The organism is Streptomyces sp. NPDC050164, from assembly GCF_044459945.1.
Taxonomy (GTDB): Bacteria; Actinomycetota; Actinomycetes; order Streptomycetales; family Streptomycetaceae; genus Streptomyces; species Streptomyces coeruleorubidus_A.
In genome coordinates, this window is sequence record NZ_JBITJK010000057.1 from 34,269 (window position 1) to 52,464 (window position 18,196).

The 18,196-nt window shown below is 69.9% G+C and carries 17 protein-coding genes and 1 pseudogene; 10 read left to right on the plus strand and 8 right to left on the minus strand.

Annotated features, from left to right (window positions below):
* Positions 1-5: 5 nt before the first annotated feature.
* The 5 genes from ACIBNA_RS41750 to ACIBNA_RS41770 form a co-directional block, all read right to left on the minus strand.
* The gene (locus ACIBNA_RS41750) at positions 6-821 is read right to left on the minus strand and encodes an MlaE family ABC transporter permease (RefSeq protein WP_399170564.1); all 816 of its coding nucleotides are present in this window, start codon (positions 819-821) and stop codon (positions 6-8) included.
* Positions 822-824: 3 nt separating this feature from the next.
* Positions 825-1,595 carry an MlaE family ABC transporter permease gene (locus ACIBNA_RS41755; RefSeq protein ID WP_399170565.1) on the minus strand — a complete coding sequence of 257 codons (771 nt, stop codon included), beginning with the start codon at positions 1,593-1,595 and terminating at the stop codon, positions 825-827.
* Positions 1,592-2,521, minus strand: coding sequence for an ABC transporter ATP-binding protein (locus tag ACIBNA_RS41760; RefSeq protein ID WP_274815876.1), 930 nt, complete (start codon positions 2,519-2,521; stop codon positions 1,592-1,594). The genes ACIBNA_RS41755 and ACIBNA_RS41760 overlap by 4 nt, the downstream gene beginning before the upstream one ends.
* A 107-nt stretch (positions 2,522-2,628) precedes the next feature.
* Entirely contained in the window at positions 2,629-3,726 is a 1,098-nt protein-coding gene (locus tag ACIBNA_RS41765) for a sigma-70 family RNA polymerase sigma factor (RefSeq protein ID WP_399170566.1), read from the minus strand.
* A gap of 54 nt (positions 3,727-3,780) precedes the next feature.
* Positions 3,781-4,803 (minus strand): lytic murein transglycosylase, encoded by a 1,023-nt coding sequence (locus tag ACIBNA_RS41770; protein WP_399170580.1) that lies wholly within the window; start codon positions 4,801-4,803, stop codon positions 3,781-3,783.
* A 782-nt stretch (positions 4,804-5,585) separates the two neighbouring features.
* On the opposite strand from ACIBNA_RS41770, the gene ACIBNA_RS41775 reads away from it, so the two are divergent.
* The 7 genes and pseudogenes from ACIBNA_RS41775 (at position 5,586) to ACIBNA_RS41805 (ending at position 11,717) form a co-directional block, all read left to right on the plus strand.
* Positions 5,586-6,212, plus strand: coding sequence for a hypothetical protein (locus ACIBNA_RS41775; RefSeq protein ID WP_399170567.1), 627 nt, complete (start codon positions 5,586-5,588; stop codon positions 6,210-6,212).
* Positions 6,213-6,237: 25 nt separating this feature from the next.
* Positions 6,238-6,579 carry a MarR family transcriptional regulator gene (locus tag ACIBNA_RS41780; protein WP_399170568.1) on the plus strand — a complete coding sequence of 114 codons (342 nt, stop codon included), beginning with the start codon at positions 6,238-6,240 and terminating at the stop codon, positions 6,577-6,579.
* Between the two features lie 47 nt (positions 6,580-6,626).
* Positions 6,627-6,827 (plus strand): annotated as a pseudogene (locus ACIBNA_RS41785) (fumarylacetoacetate hydrolase family protein); the annotation flags it as partial.
* Position 6,828: 1 nt separating this feature from the next.
* Positions 6,829-7,023 (plus strand): ferredoxin, encoded by a 195-nt coding sequence (locus ACIBNA_RS41790; RefSeq protein ID WP_399170569.1) that lies wholly within the window; start codon positions 6,829-6,831, stop codon positions 7,021-7,023.
* A complete protein-coding gene (locus ACIBNA_RS41795) occupies positions 7,020-8,186 on the plus strand; it encodes an NAD(P)/FAD-dependent oxidoreductase (protein ID WP_399170571.1) in 1,167 nt (388 codons plus the stop codon). The genes ACIBNA_RS41790 and ACIBNA_RS41795 overlap by 4 nt, the downstream gene beginning before the upstream one ends.
* A gap of 10 nt (positions 8,187-8,196) precedes the next feature.
* Positions 8,197-9,387, plus strand: a complete 1,191-nt coding sequence (locus ACIBNA_RS41800) for a cytochrome P450 (RefSeq protein ID WP_399170573.1) — start codon at positions 8,197-8,199, stop codon at positions 9,385-9,387.
* Positions 9,388-10,460: 1,073 nt separating this feature from the next.
* A complete protein-coding gene (locus ACIBNA_RS41805; protein WP_062705400.1) occupies positions 10,461-11,717 on the plus strand; it encodes an MFS transporter in 1,257 nt (418 codons plus the stop codon).
* A gap of 63 nt (positions 11,718-11,780) precedes the next feature.
* Here the strand turns inward: ACIBNA_RS41805 and ACIBNA_RS41810 are convergent, their stop codons facing one another.
* Positions 11,781-13,454, minus strand: a complete 1,674-nt coding sequence (locus ACIBNA_RS41810; RefSeq protein ID WP_399170574.1) for a molybdopterin-dependent oxidoreductase — start codon at positions 13,452-13,454, stop codon at positions 11,781-11,783.
* Between the two features lie 26 nt (positions 13,455-13,480).
* Positions 13,481-13,684 carry a hypothetical protein gene (locus ACIBNA_RS41815; protein WP_062705398.1) on the minus strand — a complete coding sequence of 68 codons (204 nt, stop codon included), beginning with the start codon at positions 13,682-13,684 and terminating at the stop codon, positions 13,481-13,483.
* A 239-nt stretch (positions 13,685-13,923) separates the two neighbouring features.
* Here ACIBNA_RS41815 and ACIBNA_RS41820 point away from each other — a divergent pair, with 239 nt between their 5' ends.
* Together ACIBNA_RS41820 and ACIBNA_RS41825 are read left to right on the plus strand one after the other, a co-directional pair.
* Positions 13,924-15,171 carry a sensor histidine kinase gene (locus ACIBNA_RS41820; RefSeq protein ID WP_399170576.1) on the plus strand — a complete coding sequence of 416 codons (1,248 nt, stop codon included), beginning with the start codon at positions 13,924-13,926 and terminating at the stop codon, positions 15,169-15,171.
* Between the two features lie 18 nt (positions 15,172-15,189).
* Positions 15,190-15,825 carry a response regulator gene (locus ACIBNA_RS41825; RefSeq protein ID WP_399170577.1) on the plus strand — a complete coding sequence of 212 codons (636 nt, stop codon included), beginning with the start codon at positions 15,190-15,192 and terminating at the stop codon, positions 15,823-15,825.
* A gap of 209 nt (positions 15,826-16,034) precedes the next feature.
* Here the strand turns inward: ACIBNA_RS41825 and ACIBNA_RS41830 are convergent, their stop codons facing one another.
* Positions 16,035-16,940, minus strand: a complete 906-nt coding sequence (locus tag ACIBNA_RS41830; protein ID WP_399170578.1) for a DUF1295 domain-containing protein — start codon at positions 16,938-16,940, stop codon at positions 16,035-16,037.
* Between the two features lie 103 nt (positions 16,941-17,043).
* Between ACIBNA_RS41830 and ACIBNA_RS41835 the strand changes: the two genes are divergently transcribed.
* Positions 17,044-17,598, plus strand: coding sequence for a QsdR family transcriptional regulator (locus ACIBNA_RS41835; RefSeq protein ID WP_399170579.1), 555 nt, complete (start codon positions 17,044-17,046; stop codon positions 17,596-17,598).
* Positions 17,599-18,196 lie beyond the last annotated feature (598 nt).

Here is an 18,196-nt window from a genome sequence, read left to right on the forward strand (position 1 = left end):
GCGGCTCACCCCGCTATCCGTACGGTCGTGCTGGCGCCCCAGATCGCCAGCGACAGGAAGAAGTCCAGGACGTTGATGGCCACGATCGAGGTCCGCACCGCACGGCCCACGGCCACGCCGACGCCCGCCGGGCCGCCGCTGGCGTAGTAGCCGTAGAAGCAGTGCACCAGGATGATCAGGACGGCGAAGACGAGCACCTTGCCGAAGGACCACAGCACGTCGACCGGGGGCAGGTACTGGTGGAAGTAGTGGTCGTAGGTGCCCGCCGACTGGCCGTAGTAGGCGGTGGTGATGGTGCGGGCGGCGAGGTAGGAGGACAGCAGGCCGATCACGTACAGCGGGATGACGGCCACGAACCCGGCGATCATCCGCGTCGTCACCAGGAACGGCAGTGAGGGCACGCCCATGACCTCCAGGGCGTCGGTCTCCTCGCTGATCCGCATCGCGCCGAGCTGGGCGGTGAACCCGGCGCCGACGGTCGCGGAGAGCGCGAGCCCGGCCACCAGCGGGGCGATCTCGCGGGTGTTGAAGTACGCCGAGAGGAAGGCGACGAAGTTGGAGGTGCCGAGCTGGTTCAGGGCCGCGTAGCCCTGCAGGCCGACCTCCGTGCCGGTGAAGAACGACAGGAAGGCGATCACGCCGACCGTGCCGCCCACGACGGCGAGCGCGCCGCGGCCGAAGCTCACCTCGGCGAGCAGCCGCAGGATCTCCTTCTTGTAGCGGCGCAGGGTGCGTCCCGTCCACGCCAGCGAGCGGCCGTAGAAGGAGAGTTGGGCGCCCAGTGACTCCAGGGACTTCAGCGGGCGGTCGACGAGTCTCATCGGCTAACCCCTCTGCGGAACGACTTGGAAGTACACGGCGGTCATCACGAAGTTGGTCACGAACAGCAACATGAAGGTGATCACCACCGACTGGTTCACCGCGTCGCCCACACCCTTCGGCCCGCCTTTCGCGGTCAGTCCCTTGTACGAGGCGACGATCCCGGCGATCGCGCCGAACACCAGCGCCTTGACCTCGGCCGCCCACAGGTCGGACAGCTGGGCGAGCGTGGTGAAGGAGGCGAGATAGGCGCCCGGAGTGCCGTTTTGGAGAACGACGTTGAAGAAGTAGCCGCCCGCCACGCCGACCACCGACACCAGGCCGTTGAGCAGCACCGCCACCAGCATCGACGCCAGCACGCGCGGGACGACCAGCCGGTGGATGGGGTCGATGCCCAGCACCTGCATCGCGTCGATCTCGTCGCGGATCTTCCGCGCCCCGAGGTCGGCGCAGATCGCCGTGCCGCCGGCGCCCGCGATCAGCAGCGCGGTGACGATCGGCGACGCCTCGCGCAGGACGGCGAGCACGGAGGCGGCACCCGAGAAGGACTGGGCGCCCAGCTGCCGGGTCAGGCTGCCGATCTGCAGCGCGATGACCGCCCCGAAGGGAATGGAGACCAGGGCCGTCGGCAGGATCGTCACACTCGCGACGAACCACGTCTGCTGGATGAACTCCCGTGCCTGGAACGGCCGTCGGGGGATCGTCCGGACGACGTCCAGCGCCATCGCGAAGAGGCTGCCCGAGTGCCGCAGCCCTCCGATGGGTGACAGGCTCATGCGCCGGCCACCGCCTTCTGGCGCAGCGCGGCCTCGCGCCGGGCGATCGCCTCCCAGCGGGGTGGCCGGGAGATGCCCGGCCCCGGCAGCAGGCGGGGAGTCAGCTCCTGAACGCGCGCGGTGTCGTCGATCTGCGCCAGCTCCTGCTCGACCTGTGCCGCGTCCTTCTCCTCCGCCATCCCGATCGGGCCCTGCATACGGCCGTTCAGGAACTGCCGCACGACCGGCTCGTCGCTGGTCAGCAGCTCCTCCCGCGGGCCGAACATCACCAGCTCGCGGCGGAACAGCAGCCCGATGTTGTCCGGCACCTGGCGGGCCGAGGCGATGTCGTGCGTGACGATCAGGAAGGTCGCGTCGATCTGGGCGTTCAGGTCGACGATCAGCTGGTTGAGGTAGGCCACGCGGACCGGGTCGAGGCCGGAGTCGGGTTCGTCGAAGAGGATGATCTCGGGATCCAGCACCAGGGCCCGGGCCAGCCCGGCGCGCTTGCGCATCCCGCCGGAGATCTCGCCGGGCAGCTTCCCTTCTGCGCCGATCAGCCCGACCATGTCCATCTTCTCCAGCACGATGCGCCGGATGTCGCTCTCGGACTTACGGGTGTGCTCGCGCAGCGGGAAGGCGATGTTGTCGTACAGGTTCATCGAGCCGAACAGCGCGCCGTCCTGGAACAGCACGCCGAAGAGCTTGCGCACCTCGTACAGGTCGTGCTCGCGCAGCTTCGTGATGTCCCGGCCCTGGATCGTGATCGAGCCGCGCTCCGGCTTCAGCAGGCCGACGAGCGTCTTGAGGAACACCGACTTGCCTGTGCCCGAGGGCCCGAGCATGACCGATACCTCCCCGGCGGGCAGCGTCAGCGAGACGTCCTGCCAGATGACCTGGTGACCGAAGGACTTGGTCAGCCCTTCCACACAGATCTCGACACCCATCCGGTCCACCCTTCAGCCCATGGAGCAGCTCTGACATCTGCTCTACGGGGAGGGGAGGGGCGTCCGTCGCTCGAGTGTCGGATTTTTTTCGAGCGGGTTTCCGGGCGCTACGGAAGCGGGCGCGCCGTGGCCCCGGGGAGCGAGGCGGACGGTGCGGCGGGATCCACCGGAGCCTGAGGAGCTTCCGGGACCGCCGGGACCGCTGTGTCCGTCGGCACGGCGGAGGGCTCCACCGGCAGGTCGGGAACATCGGGCTGCGGGACATCGGGCACCTGCGGGACTTCCGGCGCGGGCAGCAAGGGCAGCGGCGACACCGGGACGTCCGGAACATCCGGGATCTCCGGCAGCGACGGCACGGACAGAGGGAGGAACGATTCGCCGGCGGGGGACTCGGCCGGTGTGCGCTCGGCTGCCGCAGCCGTGGGCTCACTCCCCCGAGGCGTACGGTCCCCGCCCCCGCCGTCCGGCCGCAACGTCTCCGCGCCCGGCGAGACGACGGCGGGCCGAGGCGCCGTACCGCCCCCGCCACCGCTGCCGTCGAGGGCGTACGGCAGCACGAGCCCCGCCACCGCCAGGGACGCCGCCGTCGAGGCGACGGCCACGGACTGCGCCCTGCCGACTCCGCGCGGCCGTCCCCATCCGATCAGGAACAGCGCGACCCCGAAGGTGGCCGCCAGCGACTGCCGCAGCGTCCGCCGGGCCCGGGCCAGCAGCGATTCGACGGTCCGGTAGCTCAGCCCCATCCGGACGGCGACCTGCCCGACGTCGAGGTCCTCCGACTTCAGCCGCAGCGCCTCGGCCTGCCGCGCGGGCAGCTCACCACTGCGAACGGCCAGCCACTTCGCCTCGGCCCGGTCGCACACCGCCTCCTCGACGGGCACCGGGCCGGGGGCGATGAGCGTCGGGCTGGTACGCACCTCGGCCTCGCGGTTCACCTGCCGGTAGCGGTCGACGCACAGCCGCATCGTCACCGTAGTCAGCCAGGCCGCGAGCCGCTCCTCGTCCAGGTCGGGCCGCTCGGCGGCGCGCAGCATCGCCTCGTGCACCGCGTCCTCGGCGTCCTCCGCACTCATCGACCTGCGCCGGGCCACCTTGAGCAAGTGCTCGCGGTGGCTCCACATGCGCCGCCACCGCTCGTCGGCCGCGTGCATCTCCGCAGGTGTCTCTGCCTCTGCGGGCATGTCCGCAGGCATGTCCGTCGCCATGAGGACCCCTTCGCGCTCACCACCGGTCTCGTGCTGTCCGGCGGTGGGGCGACATTACCGCCCAGTATCGGCGGTTGTGGAGGGGGAGGCGGTCATCGAGTCCGCGCTGTTACTGGTGAGTGGGGCGCCGCTGGGCAGCAGGTCGGGGGCGGGGAGCTCCAAGTCCGGGTCGGGGGCGGGAAGTCGTGGCTCGTCCGGCTTCTCGGGTTCGGTGGCCGGGCGGGTGCCGGCCGGGGACGGGGAGGCGGGAGTCGCCGGGAGGCGAGACGGCGGGGCACTAGGCCGGGCGGAGGGGACCGGCGAGGCCTCCTTCGGCTTCGCAGGGGACCGCGACGGCTCCGGGCGCGCGGAGGAGGACCCGGCGGAGCCGTCCGGCACCACCCGGTGCCCTTCCAGGAAGTACGCGTACCAGGCCCGGACCGTGCGCAGATAAGCCGTCGAGTGGTTGTAGCCGAGGATCGCCCGGTCCAGCTCGGCGGGGACGGACAGGTCCCGGCCGCCGGCACACAGATACCGTCCGGCGGCGAGTGCCGCGTCGAAGATGTTGTTCGGATCCGTACGCCCGTCACCGTTGCCGTCCGCGCCCCAGCGGGCCCAGGTCGACGGGATGAACTGCATCGGCCCGACCGCGCGGTCGTACGCCGTGTCCCCGTCGTGGGCGCCGCCGTCGGTGTCCCGGATCAGCGCGAAGGCCACGCCGTCCAGCCGCGGCCCGAGGATCGGCGCCGCGGTCGTACCGTCCGACGTCACCCTGCCGCCCCGCGCCTGTCCCGACTCCACCTGCCCGATCGCCGCCAGCAGCTGCCAGCGCAGCCGGCAGCCGGGCGCCTCACGCGCGAGCCGGTCCTCGGCCCGCCGATAGGCGGCGAACACACTCGCCGGCAGCGCGCCGCCCAGCACCTGGTGCCCCGCCCCGCCGCCCGCGCGCTTCCCGGTCCGCAGCGGCGGAAGCTCGGTGCGGTACGGCGCGTCGCCGGACACGCTCGGCCCGTCCTCGGCGGGTGCCTGCCTGGGCGCCGGCGCGGAGGCCCGCGCCGGGAACGCCCCCGGCGCCTGTGACGCGGTGAGCGCCACCATCGCCGCCACTGCGGCCGCCGTACCTGTGACGCGTTTACCCCTGTGCCCCGCCACGTCCTGCTCCCCTCCCTGTGAGCTGCCTGTCGTCTGCTCTACGGGGGAGGGGGGTGGGTCCGTCGCGGGGGTTTGCGCACGTTGTCGGCGGAACCGGTACGGCGTGGCGTGGGAGCGGCAGACGAGTCGGGCTGTACGCCGGGTATTCCTGGAGCACCTTTCTGACCTGCGGCTTTCCGGGATCGGACCGGCTGTGACCTGCTAGGACGGGTTGCAGAGGCGATCGGAGGCAGTCAGAGGAAACCGCTCTGATTCGACCCCGATTCGACCCGAGCTGCTCGGAGCCAGTCAGAGGCAATCGCCCTCTGTTTGGCTCCGAGTCGGCCGAGGTCGAGGCGGTGTCGAGCGGGTCAGGACTCCTCTGGCGGCGCTCGGAATCGATCTCGGTCGAGCCGCGATGGGGACGTCTGCCTCCGCTGAGGAGCCAGGCATACGAAGGCCTCCAGGACGGCCATCCTGGAGGCTTCGCCTGGCACCGATTGGAGGTCGGTTCCGGACACCACCCGTGGTTTTAGCGGGCCTGGGTGGCGTCCACGTCCTTGCGAGACGACCCCACAGTGCCACACCACACCCAGCAGACGGACTCACCCCGACGTCCAATTCACCCGAGCGAGCGACTGGGCCTTCACCGGCTGTCTCCGGCTGCGGCTGACCTTGTCCTGCTCGGAGACCTCACCGGACGCTACGCGGCGGGAAGCTACAGCAGGCTAGGCTCCGACGGCCGGTCCGTGGTCCTGCGCGATGACCGTCAGGGCGCGGCCGAGCACGGTCACCGGGTCACGGCGGCCATCGCCTGCCACGTCGCCCGCGCCGGCGGAACCGTCGACGAGCTGGCCCGGCTGCTGCTTCATCCCGACCATGAGGGTGGTCGGCATGCCCGGCACATCGCTCTGCGCTCTGGGCAGGCGCGTGCCCTGGACTACATCCGCCGGGTGTGGGCCAGCGCCTCGGCCGCGGTCGCCGGCACGCGGGTCGTGGAGTCGCGCCAGCAGGCGTACGAGGTTCTCGCCGCGCTGCGGGACCGGATCGAGACGACGCCATGGCGCGGGGAGCGGGGGCGGACCGCGCTGCGGGTGCTGCGGGCGCATCTGAACTTCGCCGAGGTCGCGGGCGGGCCCCTGCACCACGCCAGTGAGCGGCAGACCGCAGAGGAGGCCGGGGTCTCCCGGACGACGCTGCGGGTGGTCTACGAGACGGTCCTCAAGCCGCAAGGTTGGCTGCGCCGCCTGCGGGTCGGCCATGGCCGGGAGGGCTCGACCTGGTACCTCGGCGACGGCAGCGCCCACCGCCATGGCGTCCCTGTTCCGTTGTCTCGTTTCCGGACCACTCAGTCCCCCCCCCGACCCGGCACTTGAGGAGTGGCCCACCCCTGAGACAGGCGTGGCGGCCGACATCGACTCCACCGTCATCGGCCGTTTGATGGGCCACGACGCCTTCGCCCACCACGGCCTCGGCAGCTCTGCCCTCATGATCATCGGCGCGCTGCACGCCCGGCCTGCCCAGAGCATCGCCGAGCTCGTCGGCTCGGCGTCGGTGTCCCGGGCCACCGCCTACCGGACGTTGCGCCGCCTGGCCGACCACGGCCTCGTGGCGCGCAGGGCGACGACGAGGTTGAGGTCGAGGCTTGCCAGATTCACGAAGCGTCCCAGTGCCGGGGCGGAAGCGTGCGGGTATTTCTCACTTGGATTCAGATATCCAGGGAATCGATTTCCCAGATCATAAGTTACGGGCCAAATTAGTGGCACCGCATTCGGGAGGACATATAGAACGCCCAACTGCTTCCCGGCGACCTGATCCTCACCGGCAGCCCGGCCGGCAACGGCATCCACTCGGGCCGACTGCTGCGCGACGGCGACGTGATGGACGGCTCGGTCAACGGGCTCAGCGGAAGCCGGCAGGCCTGGAACCAGACCGGCGGTGCGACCGCCGCGACTTCGCTTTCCGTCACCGTATACATGGAAGGACAGTGAGATGACCCGGATCGTGGTCGACTTCGACCGCTGCGAGGGCCACGGGCTGTGCGAACAGACCGCGCCCGACGTGTTCCGGCTCGACGACGAGGGCGAGTTGCACCTGACGCGTGAGGAGGTGGACGCGGAGCACGAGACTGTCGTCGCGGCCGCCGTTCGGGTATGCCCCGTCGCGGCGTTGAAGGTGCAGCCGTGAAACGGATCGTCGTGGTCGGTGGGTCCATCGCCGCGGTCACGGCGGCGCAGAGCCTGCGTACCGAGGGCTACGACGGCCAGGTGACCGTGCTCTCCGAGGAGCCGCATCCGCCCTACTCGCGCGTTCCACTCTCGAAAGGCGTGCTGGCAGGCCGGGAGTCGGCGGAGTCGGCCCAACTGCCGCCGCCGAGCGGGGACATCGAGTTCCACACCGGAGCACGGGCCGCGCGGCTCGACATGCACGGCCGTCTGGTGACAACGGCCGACGGCACCGGCATACCGTACGACGGGCTGGTGATCGCCACCGGCGCCCGGGCACGCCGCCTCAACAGCGACAGCGACCTGGTGTTGCGCACGCTGGATGACGCCTCGACCCTCACCGCCAGGCTGACCACGGCCCGCAGCACGATCGTGCTGGGCGGCGGCTTCCTCGGCATGGAGGTCGCCAGCACCTGCCGCGCCCTCGGCCTGGAGGTCACCGTCGTCGACCTCGTACCGCCGCTGCTCAGGCTGCTCGGGCCGTGGCTGGCCGATCTCGCTGTCGCGGCCGCCCGTGACCTCGGCATCCGGGTCCGGGTCGCGCCGGACGGCGTCGACGTACTGGACGAACACCGCGTGCGCTGCGGGGAGTCGGTCCTGGAGGCCGACGTGATCGTCTGCGCGGCGGGCGACGTACCCAACACCGAATGGCTCAGGGACTCCGGCCTGGCCCTGGACGCGGGCGGCGGCCTCGTCGCCGACGCCTGCTGCCGCGTCGCTCCGGGCATCGTCGCCGCCGGAGACGTCGTATCACGCCAGGGGCGCCGGACTCCCCACTGGACCAGCGCGGTCGAGCAGGGAAGGGCGGCCGCGGCGAGCCTGCTGCACGGGGAGTCTGCGCGACCCTACCGGCCCGACCCCTATTTCTGGACCGAGCAGTGCGGACTCGATATCAAGATCAGCGGCGAACTCCCCCTCACCGGAGCCCCCGAAGTCCTCGCCGGATCGGTGGACGACCGCAGAGCGCTGCTGAGATGGCGCCACGACGGGGGTACGGCAACCGCCGTGGCCGTCAATCACCGACTTCCCGTCATAAAACTCAAGCGGCTCGGAGCCGGAGCGCCGACCCCAGCCCCTGCCCCTGCCCCTGCCCCTGCCCCTGCCTGTACGACAACCCCTACATGAGGACGTGCCCATGACTCTCCCGCACCTCGCCCCCTACGATCCGCTCGACCCCGCCCACAACGCCGATCCCGCGGCCCGGCTCGCCGAGGCCCGCGACCGCTGCCCGGTGTCCCAGCCGCGCCCCGGCGTGCACTTTCTCGCCCGCCACGACGACGTACGGGACGTCCTCACCGCCCATGAGGCGTACTCGTCCGTCGACAACTTCGCCCTGGAAAGCGGTGGCACGACAGCCGACCTGCCAGCGGCAATAATCACCATGTTGGACCCGCCCGACCACACGGCACTGCGGGCTCGTCTCAGGCGCTGGTTCGCTCCCGCCGTGCTCCGCAAGCAGGAACCACGTGTCCGCGACATCGTGACCGACATCCTCGACGCGTGGCAGCCCGGCCAGAAGGCCGAGATCTACCACGACCTGGCCCGTCGGGTACCGACCCGGGTGGTGTATGCCTTCCTCGGTCTGCCGGAGGAAGACTGGGACCGCCTGCACCGGTGGGCCGACGCGATCGACGACGTCCTCCCGCAGGTGCCGGTCGACATGCCGGAGTTCGTGGCACTCACCCGCTATCTCGGAGAGCAGTTCGCCGCCCGGGCTGCCGCCCCGGCCACCGGGAAGGGCGTCCTGGACGGTCTCGCGCACCCCGCTGACGGCGAGCCACCGCTCACTCCGGCCGAGGCCGTCATGCACACCCTCCAGCTGATCCTGGCCGCCACGGACACCACTGCCAGCCTGATCACCAACCTCCTCCACGAACTACTGGCAGACCGCAGCCACTGGGAACGGCTGCTCGCCGACCGGTCCCTCATCCCCACGGCGATCGAGGAGTCCCTGCGCCACGATGCGCCCCTGCAGTACGTTCTGCGCACCGTGACGCAGGAGCGGGAGATCTCCGGCTGCCCCGTCAAACCCGGCGACCGCCTGGCCGTCAGCCTCCAGTCGGCCAACTGGGACGACCGGGCCTGGGGCGCCGACGCCGCGGACTACTCTCTCGACCGCCCGGCGGGACAGGCCACTCCGATGACCTTCGGCTACGGCATCCACACCTGCCTCGGCGCACCACTGGCCCGGTTGGAGTCCCGCGTCGTCCTGGAACAGCTGCTGGAGCGCTTCCCCGACCTGCGGCTCGCTCCCGGCTATCGCCGTGAGCCCGCTCCGGGCCTGGTCATGGTCCGCCGCCCGGCTCGGCTCGACGTCGCGCTCTGATCAGAGCGCGATCCACCGCTGACGTCATGGAAGACATCAACCCGAGGGAGTGGATCTACTCGCCGCGCTCGCGGACTCGGCAGCCGTCGAACCCGCCCCTGGTGGGACCGGCACCAGCCATGCCCGCCCCTCAACCGCCACGGTGGCGTAAATACGCAGGTCAGCGCCGTTGACATGACCAGCCATGTTTTGTGGCTCCCGCCCAGGACTCGAACCGCGGCCAACACCCGCCATGAGCCGGTGCCCGGTTTCCCGGCCGCCAGCCGCCCGCCACCCGCCACCCGCCACCCGCCACCCGCCGCGACGAGCCGTAACACTCGCCGGGATGACATTCCAAGGAAACGGCACCAACTTGCCCGCCGTGGGCTCCAGTTGCCCCGTAGCGGCCCGTGAACTCCAGGATATTCAGCACGGATCCAGCAGCGGGTACAGCGACGGGGGCGACCCCGGATGGGGCCAACCCCGCCTGACCACGGCTCGGTGGACCACGGCCGGGACTTCCCGTCCACGATGCGCAACCCGGCGCCCTACTTCAGCAACCGCCGGGGCGAAGCATCGTGCGCCTTGACAGCCCCAGCCCTCATGCGTGCCTATTTGCCAGATCGCTACACCAATGCTTAGTCGCCCACTAAACGTTGACCGAAACATCGATGGCAACGCTATGACCTGCGAAAGAGCCGGTTTCGGGCCACGATCCAGCAGTGATCCTGCATTCAGCCCGCCACCGCGCCAGCGCCCGTCCGAGTCCGCCCAGCATTGACTCTGAACTGCTATGACGTGGGTCCCTGGGGGACTGAGCGGTCACCAAGGCGATAGCAGCCCGAGCCCCGAACCACGATCGACAGCAACCGTAGCCCGCCCTGCGGAGACCGCGACGCCCCATCCAGCGCGTGGATGGGCGGATACGGGATTCGGATGGCGCGGAGGGTGGGCGGCGGGCCATGAAGGCCGCATAGTCGTCCCACCCACACGCCGCTGTCCGGATTCGCCGTCGGCGTGAGGTCATCCTCAGCATGCCGAGCGCCGTCGGCGCCTGTGCGGCATGCCCGCTCCCCCGAGTCCACGGAGTCGCCATGCCTGCTTCCTCGCCCCTGCCCTCCACCACGATCGATGAGTCCGCCCCGCCGCCCGTGAGCGTGTCGGGCCCGGCGCACCGGCTGCGGGTGACCGCGCTGATGGCGGGCAGCTGTCTGCCCGTCCTGGGGGCGGTGCTGATCGCTCCGGTGCTCCCCAGGATGCAGGAACACTTCGCCTCGACCCCCGGTGCCAAGGCACTTGTCCCGCTGGCTCTGACCGTTCCGGCGCTGGCACTGGCGCTGCTGGCTCCGGTCGCCGGAGTAATCCTGGACCGCCTGGGCCGCAAGCGTCTGCTGCTGGTGGCGACCGTCTTGTACGCGCTGTTTGGCACAGCGCCGCTCTGGCTGGACTCACTGGGCGCGATCATCGCGAGCCGCGCCCTGGTCGGCATCACCGAGGCGGCGATCATGACCTGCTGCACCACCCTGATCGGGGACTACTACACCGGCCAACGGCGGATGAAGTACCTCGCCCTGCAGACCATGTGCACCTCCGCGTCAGCCACGGCGTTCTTCGTGCTCGGCGGTACCGCCGGCGCGGCGGGCTGGCGGGTGCCGTTCTGGGTCTACGCGGTGAGCCTGCTGCTCGTCCCGGTGATGGCCTTCACCCTGCCCAGGCCGGTGGTGCGCCCACGCACGGAGGTTGTCCCGACTGCACGTCGCCCGTTCCTCTGGCGGCAGATGGCGGGAATCTGCGCCCTGACCCTCTTCGCGGCGATTGTCTTCTACACCGTCCCCGTGGAGATGGCGTACCTGCTCGACGACCTCGGAGTGGCCAACACGGGCATGATCGGTCTGGCCACCGCGGTCGCGAGCGCCGGCACCGTGGCCGGAGCGATCGCCTTCGCCCGCCTGAAGCGCTCCCCGGGGCCGATGCTGCCCGCCGTCTTCACGGTCTGCGCGGCCGGTTTCGGGGTGATGTTCCTCGCCGGCAGCGTCCCGCTGATGATCGTCGGTGCGGTGATCAACTGCCTGGGCACCGGCATGCTGTTGCCGTCGTTGCTCACCAGTGCCATGTCCCGGTTGCAGTACGAGGATCGCGGCCGGGGCACGGGGCTGTGGACATCTGCCTTCTTCGGCGGCTCGTTCGTGTGCCCGCTGGTGCTCCTTGCCCTGGAATCGGCGGTCGGCACGCTGGCCGGAGCCGTGGGGGTTCTGGGGCTGGCTTCAGCGATCGTCGCTGCCGGGCTGCTGGTGGCCCGGCGACAGGCCAGTGCCGCAGAGCCCGGGCCGCTGCCCGACCAGGTGGCCTGAGGGCCTGGGCCGCAGCCCTTTGAAGATGTCTTCAGGCGGGAATCCCCGCCCGGCGGGAAATGCTCAGGCAACCGTGACCTTGATCGTGTGCCGCCCGGTCGCCCCGTCGGGCAACGGCTTGTGCACCTGTCCTGTCTGCACCTGGCCGGTGTTGTCGATGGCGCGTACGTGCAGCCGATGCTCGCCGGGCGTCGCCTGCCACGGCCAGCTCCACTGCCGCCATGTGTCCACCGACGGCACCGCCGCGAGCTGTGCCTGCTGCCATGGTCCGTCATCCACGCGGACCTCCACCGCGGACACCCCACGATGCTGCGCCCACGCCACCCCGGCCACCATCACCAGACCTTGCTTCAGATGCTTGCCCGCGGCCGGTGTGTCGATCCGCGACTGTGTCTTCACCGGAGCCAGCGCCGCGTAATCCCGCCGTACCCAATAGGCGCTGAAGTCCGAGAAACGACTCAGCTCCAGCTCCGTCAACCACTTCGTCGCCGATACGTATCCGTACAGCCCGGGCACCACCATCCGGACCGGAAATCCGTGTTCGACCGGCAGTGGCTCCCCGTTCATCCCGACCGCCAGCAACGCGTCCCGCCCGTCACGCAACGCTGCCGTCGGCGTACCTGCCGTGTAGCCGTCCACGGAACGGCTCACCACCTGATCCGCCCTGTCATCCGGCTCGACTTCATCCAGCAGACCCTTGATCGGTACCCCCAACCACCGCGCGTTACCGACCAACTCGCCACCGACCTCATTGGACACACACGCCAGCGTGATGTAGCGCTCCACCATCGGCCGTGCCAGCAGTTGCTCGTACGTCAATGTCAGCGGCCGTTTCACCCGGCCATGAATCCTCAGCCGCCAGTCCTTCGGTTCCATCTGTGGCACCGTCAAAGCGGTGTCGATCCGGTAGAAGTCCGCGGTCCTGGTCACGAACGGCTCCACTCCGGGCACGCCGACGGAGACCTTGGCAGGCAGTGGCGGTGCCGGACTTGACGGGGACGGAAGAACCACCGCGGCCCGGGCCGCGGCCACACGTTGTGCCCAGAGCCGGCGTCCGCCCGGTACGGCCACCGCGGCCGCGCCGATCGCCCCGACCGCCAGCGCCAGAAACCGTCGTCGGCCCGATGGCTGTCCCGCGCCGTCCACCACCGAGATGCCGGTGTCCGACGACGGCGAACGGGCACCCTGCAGGGGGGTGTGGGTTCCCTGCGCCGCCACGTCCGTGTCCAGGCCGGTGCCGTCCCCCAGGTCCTGCGCCGATACCGCAGCACGGCGTGGCAGGGTGCGACGCAGCAGCACCAGAAGGCCGGCAGCGGCCAGTGCACCGGCCACTGTCGGCAGAGGGTACGCCCACGTGGCGCTGGGCCGGGTGGCTGACGCGAGTACGCCGATCACCCCGAACACAGCGACGCCGACCAGCCCGTACCAGAGCCGGCGCATGGTCAGTACACCGATGAACGCGGCGAACACCGCCAACACCAGCACGATTCCCGCCTGCAGCGCCAGTTTGTCGTAGGTGTAGAACACCGCGACGGCGAACTCCTTGACCGGAGTCGGCGCGGCGTCCACGGCGACGCCACCTACCGCCACGAGGGGCGCTGAGGGCCCGCCCGTCGCGGCTGCCACCAGCTCACCGACGCCCAGGGCGAGTGCGGTGGCCGCGACGCCGGCAAGCTCGCCATACCACTGCTTGGGCGGTCTTCCCGGTGTCGGCCGACCTGTCTTCTGAGTCTCCATGTCGATACCGGACGTCTGATCGGCGCTTACCGGCTCACCCGGCGCAGCCGGGCGAAGCCGACACCCAGCACGACGAGACCGACGATCGCCACGATCGGCCCGACGACCGCCCACAGCGTCACGCCGCTCATCGCCGAGCCCTTCATGACGTCGAGTCCCTGCAAGGTCCAGCCCACGCCGACAAAGGCCAGGAGTGCGCCGAGGCCGAGGACGAACCAGTTCTTCTTCATGGGGTATCTCCAGGTGGGGAGCCGAAGTTCTCGACAACGAGCGTGACGGTTCTGAGGCCGAGGCGGCGACAACGGTTGGTTGGACCCCGTCGTCAACCGATCGACGTACGCACACCCCCACCGGTGCGTGGACGTTCCTCGGCGCCGAGTCGGGCACCGTGGACGTGGGCGCCCGTAAACGTGGACGTGGCCGCCCGTAGACTGGCGGCCAGATCTCTGCGGGCGAAGGTGGACAGGGCGTGGCAGTACGCAGCACCGTCGACTTCGGGTACCGCTACCGCGTCGGATGGCACGTCCTCGTAGGCGCCGTCGCGATACCTCTTGCCATTGCCATAGCGGCCGACGTCACCGTGGCGCTCGGACAACGCCTGCTTGCCCTCGGTACGCTCGCTGTCATCGTCGCCTGCTATGCCCTGGTCGCTCCGCGAGCCATGGAGAACCGCGACGAGCGTTGGGGTGCGGCCTACTTCGCCGTCCTGGCGGTCGTGTTCCCGCTTCTGCTCGCCATCGCCCCGATCGGTGGCGCACTGCTGTTCGCGCTCTGCCCACAGTTGTTCGTGATGGTCGCGAGGTGGCGGGTACGCCTGCCGCTGTTGTCGATCCTCTACGCCGAACTCGCCTGGGCCATGGTGGCGCGGGCCGGAGTCAGCCGCTACACGCTGGCGATGGTCGGCGTGACCGTTCTGGTACCCATGACCGTGACGATCCTCCTGGGCGCCTATCTGACCGGCATCCGCGAGCAGAACCGCAAGCGGGCCGCGCTGATCGAGGAACTGACCCGGACGCGGGCCGCACTGGAACGCGCGGGCCACGAGGCAGGCGTCCATGCCGAACGTGAACGCCTGGCTGCCGAGATCCACGACACCCTGGCACAGGGCTTCACCAGCATCCTCATGCTCGCTCAGGTCGCACGGGCGACCCTGCTCCGTGATCCGACGGCCGCCGACGACCAGCTCGACATCCTGGAGAAGACCGCCCGCGAGAACCTCGCGGAGGCACGCTCGCTGATCGCCGCATCGGCCCCGGTCGACCTGACCGGCCGCGGGCTCGCGGATGCGCTGGACCGGCTCGCCGCCCGGCATACTCGCGACACGGGTACGCGCGTCGAGGTCTCGATCGTCGGCGAGCGGTCCGGCACATCTACCGGCACCGACATCGCCCTGCTGCGCACCGCGCAGGAGGCCCTGGCCAACGTCGGCAAGCACGCCGCCGCCACGGCGGTGCGGATGGAGTTGCGCCACGATTCCGGCCTCATGGCGCTGGTCGTGACCGATGACGGCCAGGGCTTCGACCCGGCCGCCGTCCGGGGTGGATACGGCCTACTCGGCATGCGCACCCGCGCCTCCAGCCTCGGCGGAACATGCACGGTGCGATCGGCTCCCGGCCAGGGCACCACGGTGCGGGTCGAACTGCCGCCGCCCCCGGCCGAGCAGGCGGCGCGTAGCCTGCAGCCTGTACTTGATCTCAGCTCCACACCCGACCACTGAGCGGGCGGAACCGCCTCGATGACTGTCCACATCCTGATTGTCGATGACCATCCCGTCGTACGCTTCGGCCTCCGCGGCATGCTCGAGACCTACGACGACCTGCGGGTCGTCGGCGAGGCCGGCTCCGGCGACGAGGCGATCGTCCTCGCCGCCGCGACGCGCCCGGACGTCGTCCTCATGGACCTGCGGATGCCGGGTACCGATGGCGCCACCGCGACGGCGCGCATCCGCCAGGAGCACCCCGGCATTCGCGTGCTCGTGCTGACCACCTACGAAGGTGACGCCGACATCCTGCCGGCGATCGAGGCCGGCGCCACCGGTTACCTGCTCAAGGACACCCCGATCGGTATCCTGACCGACGCGATCCGGGCGGCGGCCCGGGGTGAGAGCGTCCTGGCCCCGCCGGTGGCCGCCCGGCTGGTGACGCACATGCAGGCGCCGGCCAGGGAGCAGCTGACCCCCCGCGAGGTTCAGGTACTCGGCCTCGTCGCGCGGGGTCTGTCCAACGGCGAGATCGGTCGGCAGCTGTACATCGGCGAAGCGACGGTGAAGACGCACCTGCTGCGGACGTTCGTCAAGCTGGGTGTCAACGACCGCACCGCAGCCGTCACCGTCGCCCTCTCGCGCGGCGTCCTCACTCCACCACACCGGTGATCTTGTGATGAACGTCAACTCCCATGCCAGCAGGGTGTTTTCCGGGCCGTGCCGATCAGGCCGCGCCGGTGTCCCGTTCGATGGCCTGGAGGCGGTTGTTGAGCTGTTGGCCGCTGCCATTGATGGAGGCGAGCCGGCAGCGGTGCGGGAGGGCGGCGGCACCCGTGCCCGCCGCTCTGCCTCGCCACCGGTGGGGCCCTCGGATGGGATCACTGATGAGTGGTCCGTCGGGGCCCGGGAAAGAACCGGTTGGTGACGCGCTGATAGCGCATGTAGTCGGGGCGTCGTTGCCGGCTGAAATACTCGGCGGGAACGGCGCCGGTGTAGTGCACGAGCATGTGGTACGTGGTCCAGGAGATCCAGGCAAGGGCGAGGGCCGTGAGCAGGCCGAAGACGATGTGATGGTGTGGCCAGCGGTCGATCAGCACGGGCAGCGACAACAGGATGAGACTGTTCCACTGCATCCACTGACCGAAGTAGTTGGGGTGACGGCTGTAGCGCCACAGCCCGATGTCGCAGGTGCGGCGCACACCGTCTCGTCGGGTGCGGTCGGCGAAACGGGCCTTCTGCAGGTCCGCCACCGATTCGAAGACCCAGAACACCGCCCACAGCGCGATCGCCGCGACACTCACGACATCGAGGCCGGCCGTGCGCACGGTGGCGAGCGCGGCCGGGACCGCGAGCACAGCGATGTTGGCGCCGCACTGGACCATGATCTCGACCTGGAGCGACACCTTCTCGTTGCGGAACCCGTCCCGCTCCCAACGGCGCCGCTGGTACTGGTACCGCGGCAACTCACCAGGCAACCGCTTGAACACCATGAATCGCAGCGCCCAGGCGCCCATACGCATGCCCATCAGCAGGTAGATCGCCGCAGTGGCGACAGCCACAGGCGAGTCCAGGCCGCCGAACGCCAGGACCTGCACCCCGATCAGGGCCAGGCCCCACGGCCAGGCCACATCCACGTAGGACATGAACCCGGTGCGGTGGGCCGGCAAGCACGCACCCACGACGAAGACGGCGAGTTGCACAAGCAGGTTGCAGACCATGAACCCCGTGAGGTCGCCCTGAAGTGCAAGGGCCGCGAACATCACGACATAGATCGCGAACGGCATTGTCCGCCTCACTGTGGCCACGGCGACTCCCTCCAAAAGTGAGACACTGATACACATGTGTCTCGCCAGATAGGAGTGAGACACTAGGACGGTGATGTCTCAAATGCAAGAGGTTCCGCCTCCGCTGCCCCCGGACGAGCCGGTGCTGCGCGCTGCGGTCGCGATGTTCCTGCGGGACGGCTGGATCGACGCACGGGCGCTGGCTGCCGAGGCCGGCATCGGCCGCGCCACCCTGTATCGGCGTTACGGCGACCGCGACCGCCTGATCGGCGAGGCGATCTGGGCGATCGCCACAACCGAGTTCGCCCAGATCTACCCCCGGAGCCGCGGGCAAGGCGCCGACAAGGTCGCCGACCTCGTTCACTCCATGCTGACCACCAGCGCACAACTGCCGGCCATGCGTCGGTTCGTCGCCGACCACCCCGACACCGCACTACGGGTGATGACCTCGCGTGACGGCGTCATCCAGGACCGCATAGTCGAGACCGTCAGCCGGCTCATCCAGTCCGAGATCGGCGAACCCGACGACATCGACGCCCCGACCCTCGCCTACGCCGTCGTCCGGGTCGCCGAGTCCTTCTATTACCGCGAGCTCCTCACCGGGCAGCCCACCGACATCAGCGCCGCCACCACCATCATCCGCAGACTCCTGCGCTGACCGGCCGACCTGACGCTCGACCACGTGTGCGCTGTCGAGGCCAGGCCGGATACGGACGGACCGGAAGTGCCCGCCATCTGTGGGCTCGGTGGCAGGTCCACGAAGCCATGGACCGTCACTCCTCCCGTTGTCCGTGACCAGAGGGGCTGTAAGACGTTCGACTCTGGCCCGTATCGGTGGTGACACCGGGTAGCCGTCCTGGACCATGATCTCGTGACGGATGTCAACTCCCTTGTCAGCACGGTTTTTCCCGGGCTGTCAGTGTTGGTCGTCGAGGAAGTGGTGGGCGGTGGTGACGCGGTGGCACCTTGGGAGTCGTCGGCGCCGCAGTGGACCTCGGGAGCCGCATGGCCCTACCGGTCCTGAGTCGCACCGCCGGCCGTCATGGACGCACGAGGACGGTCCATCCGGGGTTGTAGGTGTCCGGCACTGGGAAACGTGGCCAGTCGCGCGCCCAGTGCGGTGGGTTCCGCTCGCGAAGGACCAGCGCGCTGGGGTGCTCAGGGGTGTTCGTCTCCGTGACAGTGCAGCCCGCGGTGTGGGCGATGGGAATCGTCGAGGTGTTTCCCGCGAGGACACACGGCGGGTGCACCCCGTG

What these genes read in the sequence shown, in the direction of transcription:
- ACIBNA_RS41770 (WP_399170580.1), bottom strand. Translation starts at nt 4,803, where the DNA reads ATGGTGGCGCTCACCGCGTCACAGGCGCCGGGGGCGTTCCCGGCGCGG.
- ACIBNA_RS41760 (WP_274815876.1), bottom strand. Translation starts at nt 2,521, where the DNA reads ATGGGTGTCGAGATCTGTGTGGAAGGGCTGACCAAGTCCTTCGGTCAC.
- ACIBNA_RS41810 (WP_399170574.1), bottom strand. Translation starts at nt 13,454, where the DNA reads ATGGAGACTCAGAAGACAGGTCGGCCGACACCGGGAAGACCGCCCAAG.
- ACIBNA_RS41830 (WP_399170578.1), bottom strand. Translation starts at nt 16,940, where the DNA reads ATGCCGTTCGCGATCTATGTCGTGATGTTCGCGGCCCTTGCACTTCAG.
- ACIBNA_RS41790 (WP_399170569.1), top strand. Translation starts at nt 6,829, where the DNA reads ATGACCCGGATCGTGGTCGACTTCGACCGCTGCGAGGGCCACGGGCTG.
- ACIBNA_RS41825 (WP_399170577.1), top strand. Translation starts at nt 15,190, where the DNA reads ATGACTGTCCACATCCTGATTGTCGATGACCATCCCGTCGTACGCTTC.
- ACIBNA_RS41815 (WP_062705398.1), bottom strand. Translation starts at nt 13,684, where the DNA reads ATGAAGAAGAACTGGTTCGTCCTCGGCCTCGGCGCACTCCTGGCCTTT.
- ACIBNA_RS41755 (WP_399170565.1), bottom strand. Translation starts at nt 1,595, where the DNA reads ATGAGCCTGTCACCCATCGGAGGGCTGCGGCACTCGGGCAGCCTCTTC.
- ACIBNA_RS41835 (WP_399170579.1), top strand. Translation starts at nt 17,044, where the DNA reads ATGCAAGAGGTTCCGCCTCCGCTGCCCCCGGACGAGCCGGTGCTGCGC.
- ACIBNA_RS41800 (WP_399170573.1), top strand. Translation starts at nt 8,197, where the DNA reads ATGACTCTCCCGCACCTCGCCCCCTACGATCCGCTCGACCCCGCCCAC.
- ACIBNA_RS41765 (WP_399170566.1), bottom strand. Translation starts at nt 3,726, where the DNA reads ATGGCGACGGACATGCCTGCGGACATGCCCGCAGAGGCAGAGACACCT.
- ACIBNA_RS41805 (WP_062705400.1), top strand. Translation starts at nt 10,461, where the DNA reads ATGCCTGCTTCCTCGCCCCTGCCCTCCACCACGATCGATGAGTCCGCC.
- ACIBNA_RS41750 (WP_399170564.1), bottom strand. Translation starts at nt 821, where the DNA reads ATGAGACTCGTCGACCGCCCGCTGAAGTCCCTGGAGTCACTGGGCGCC.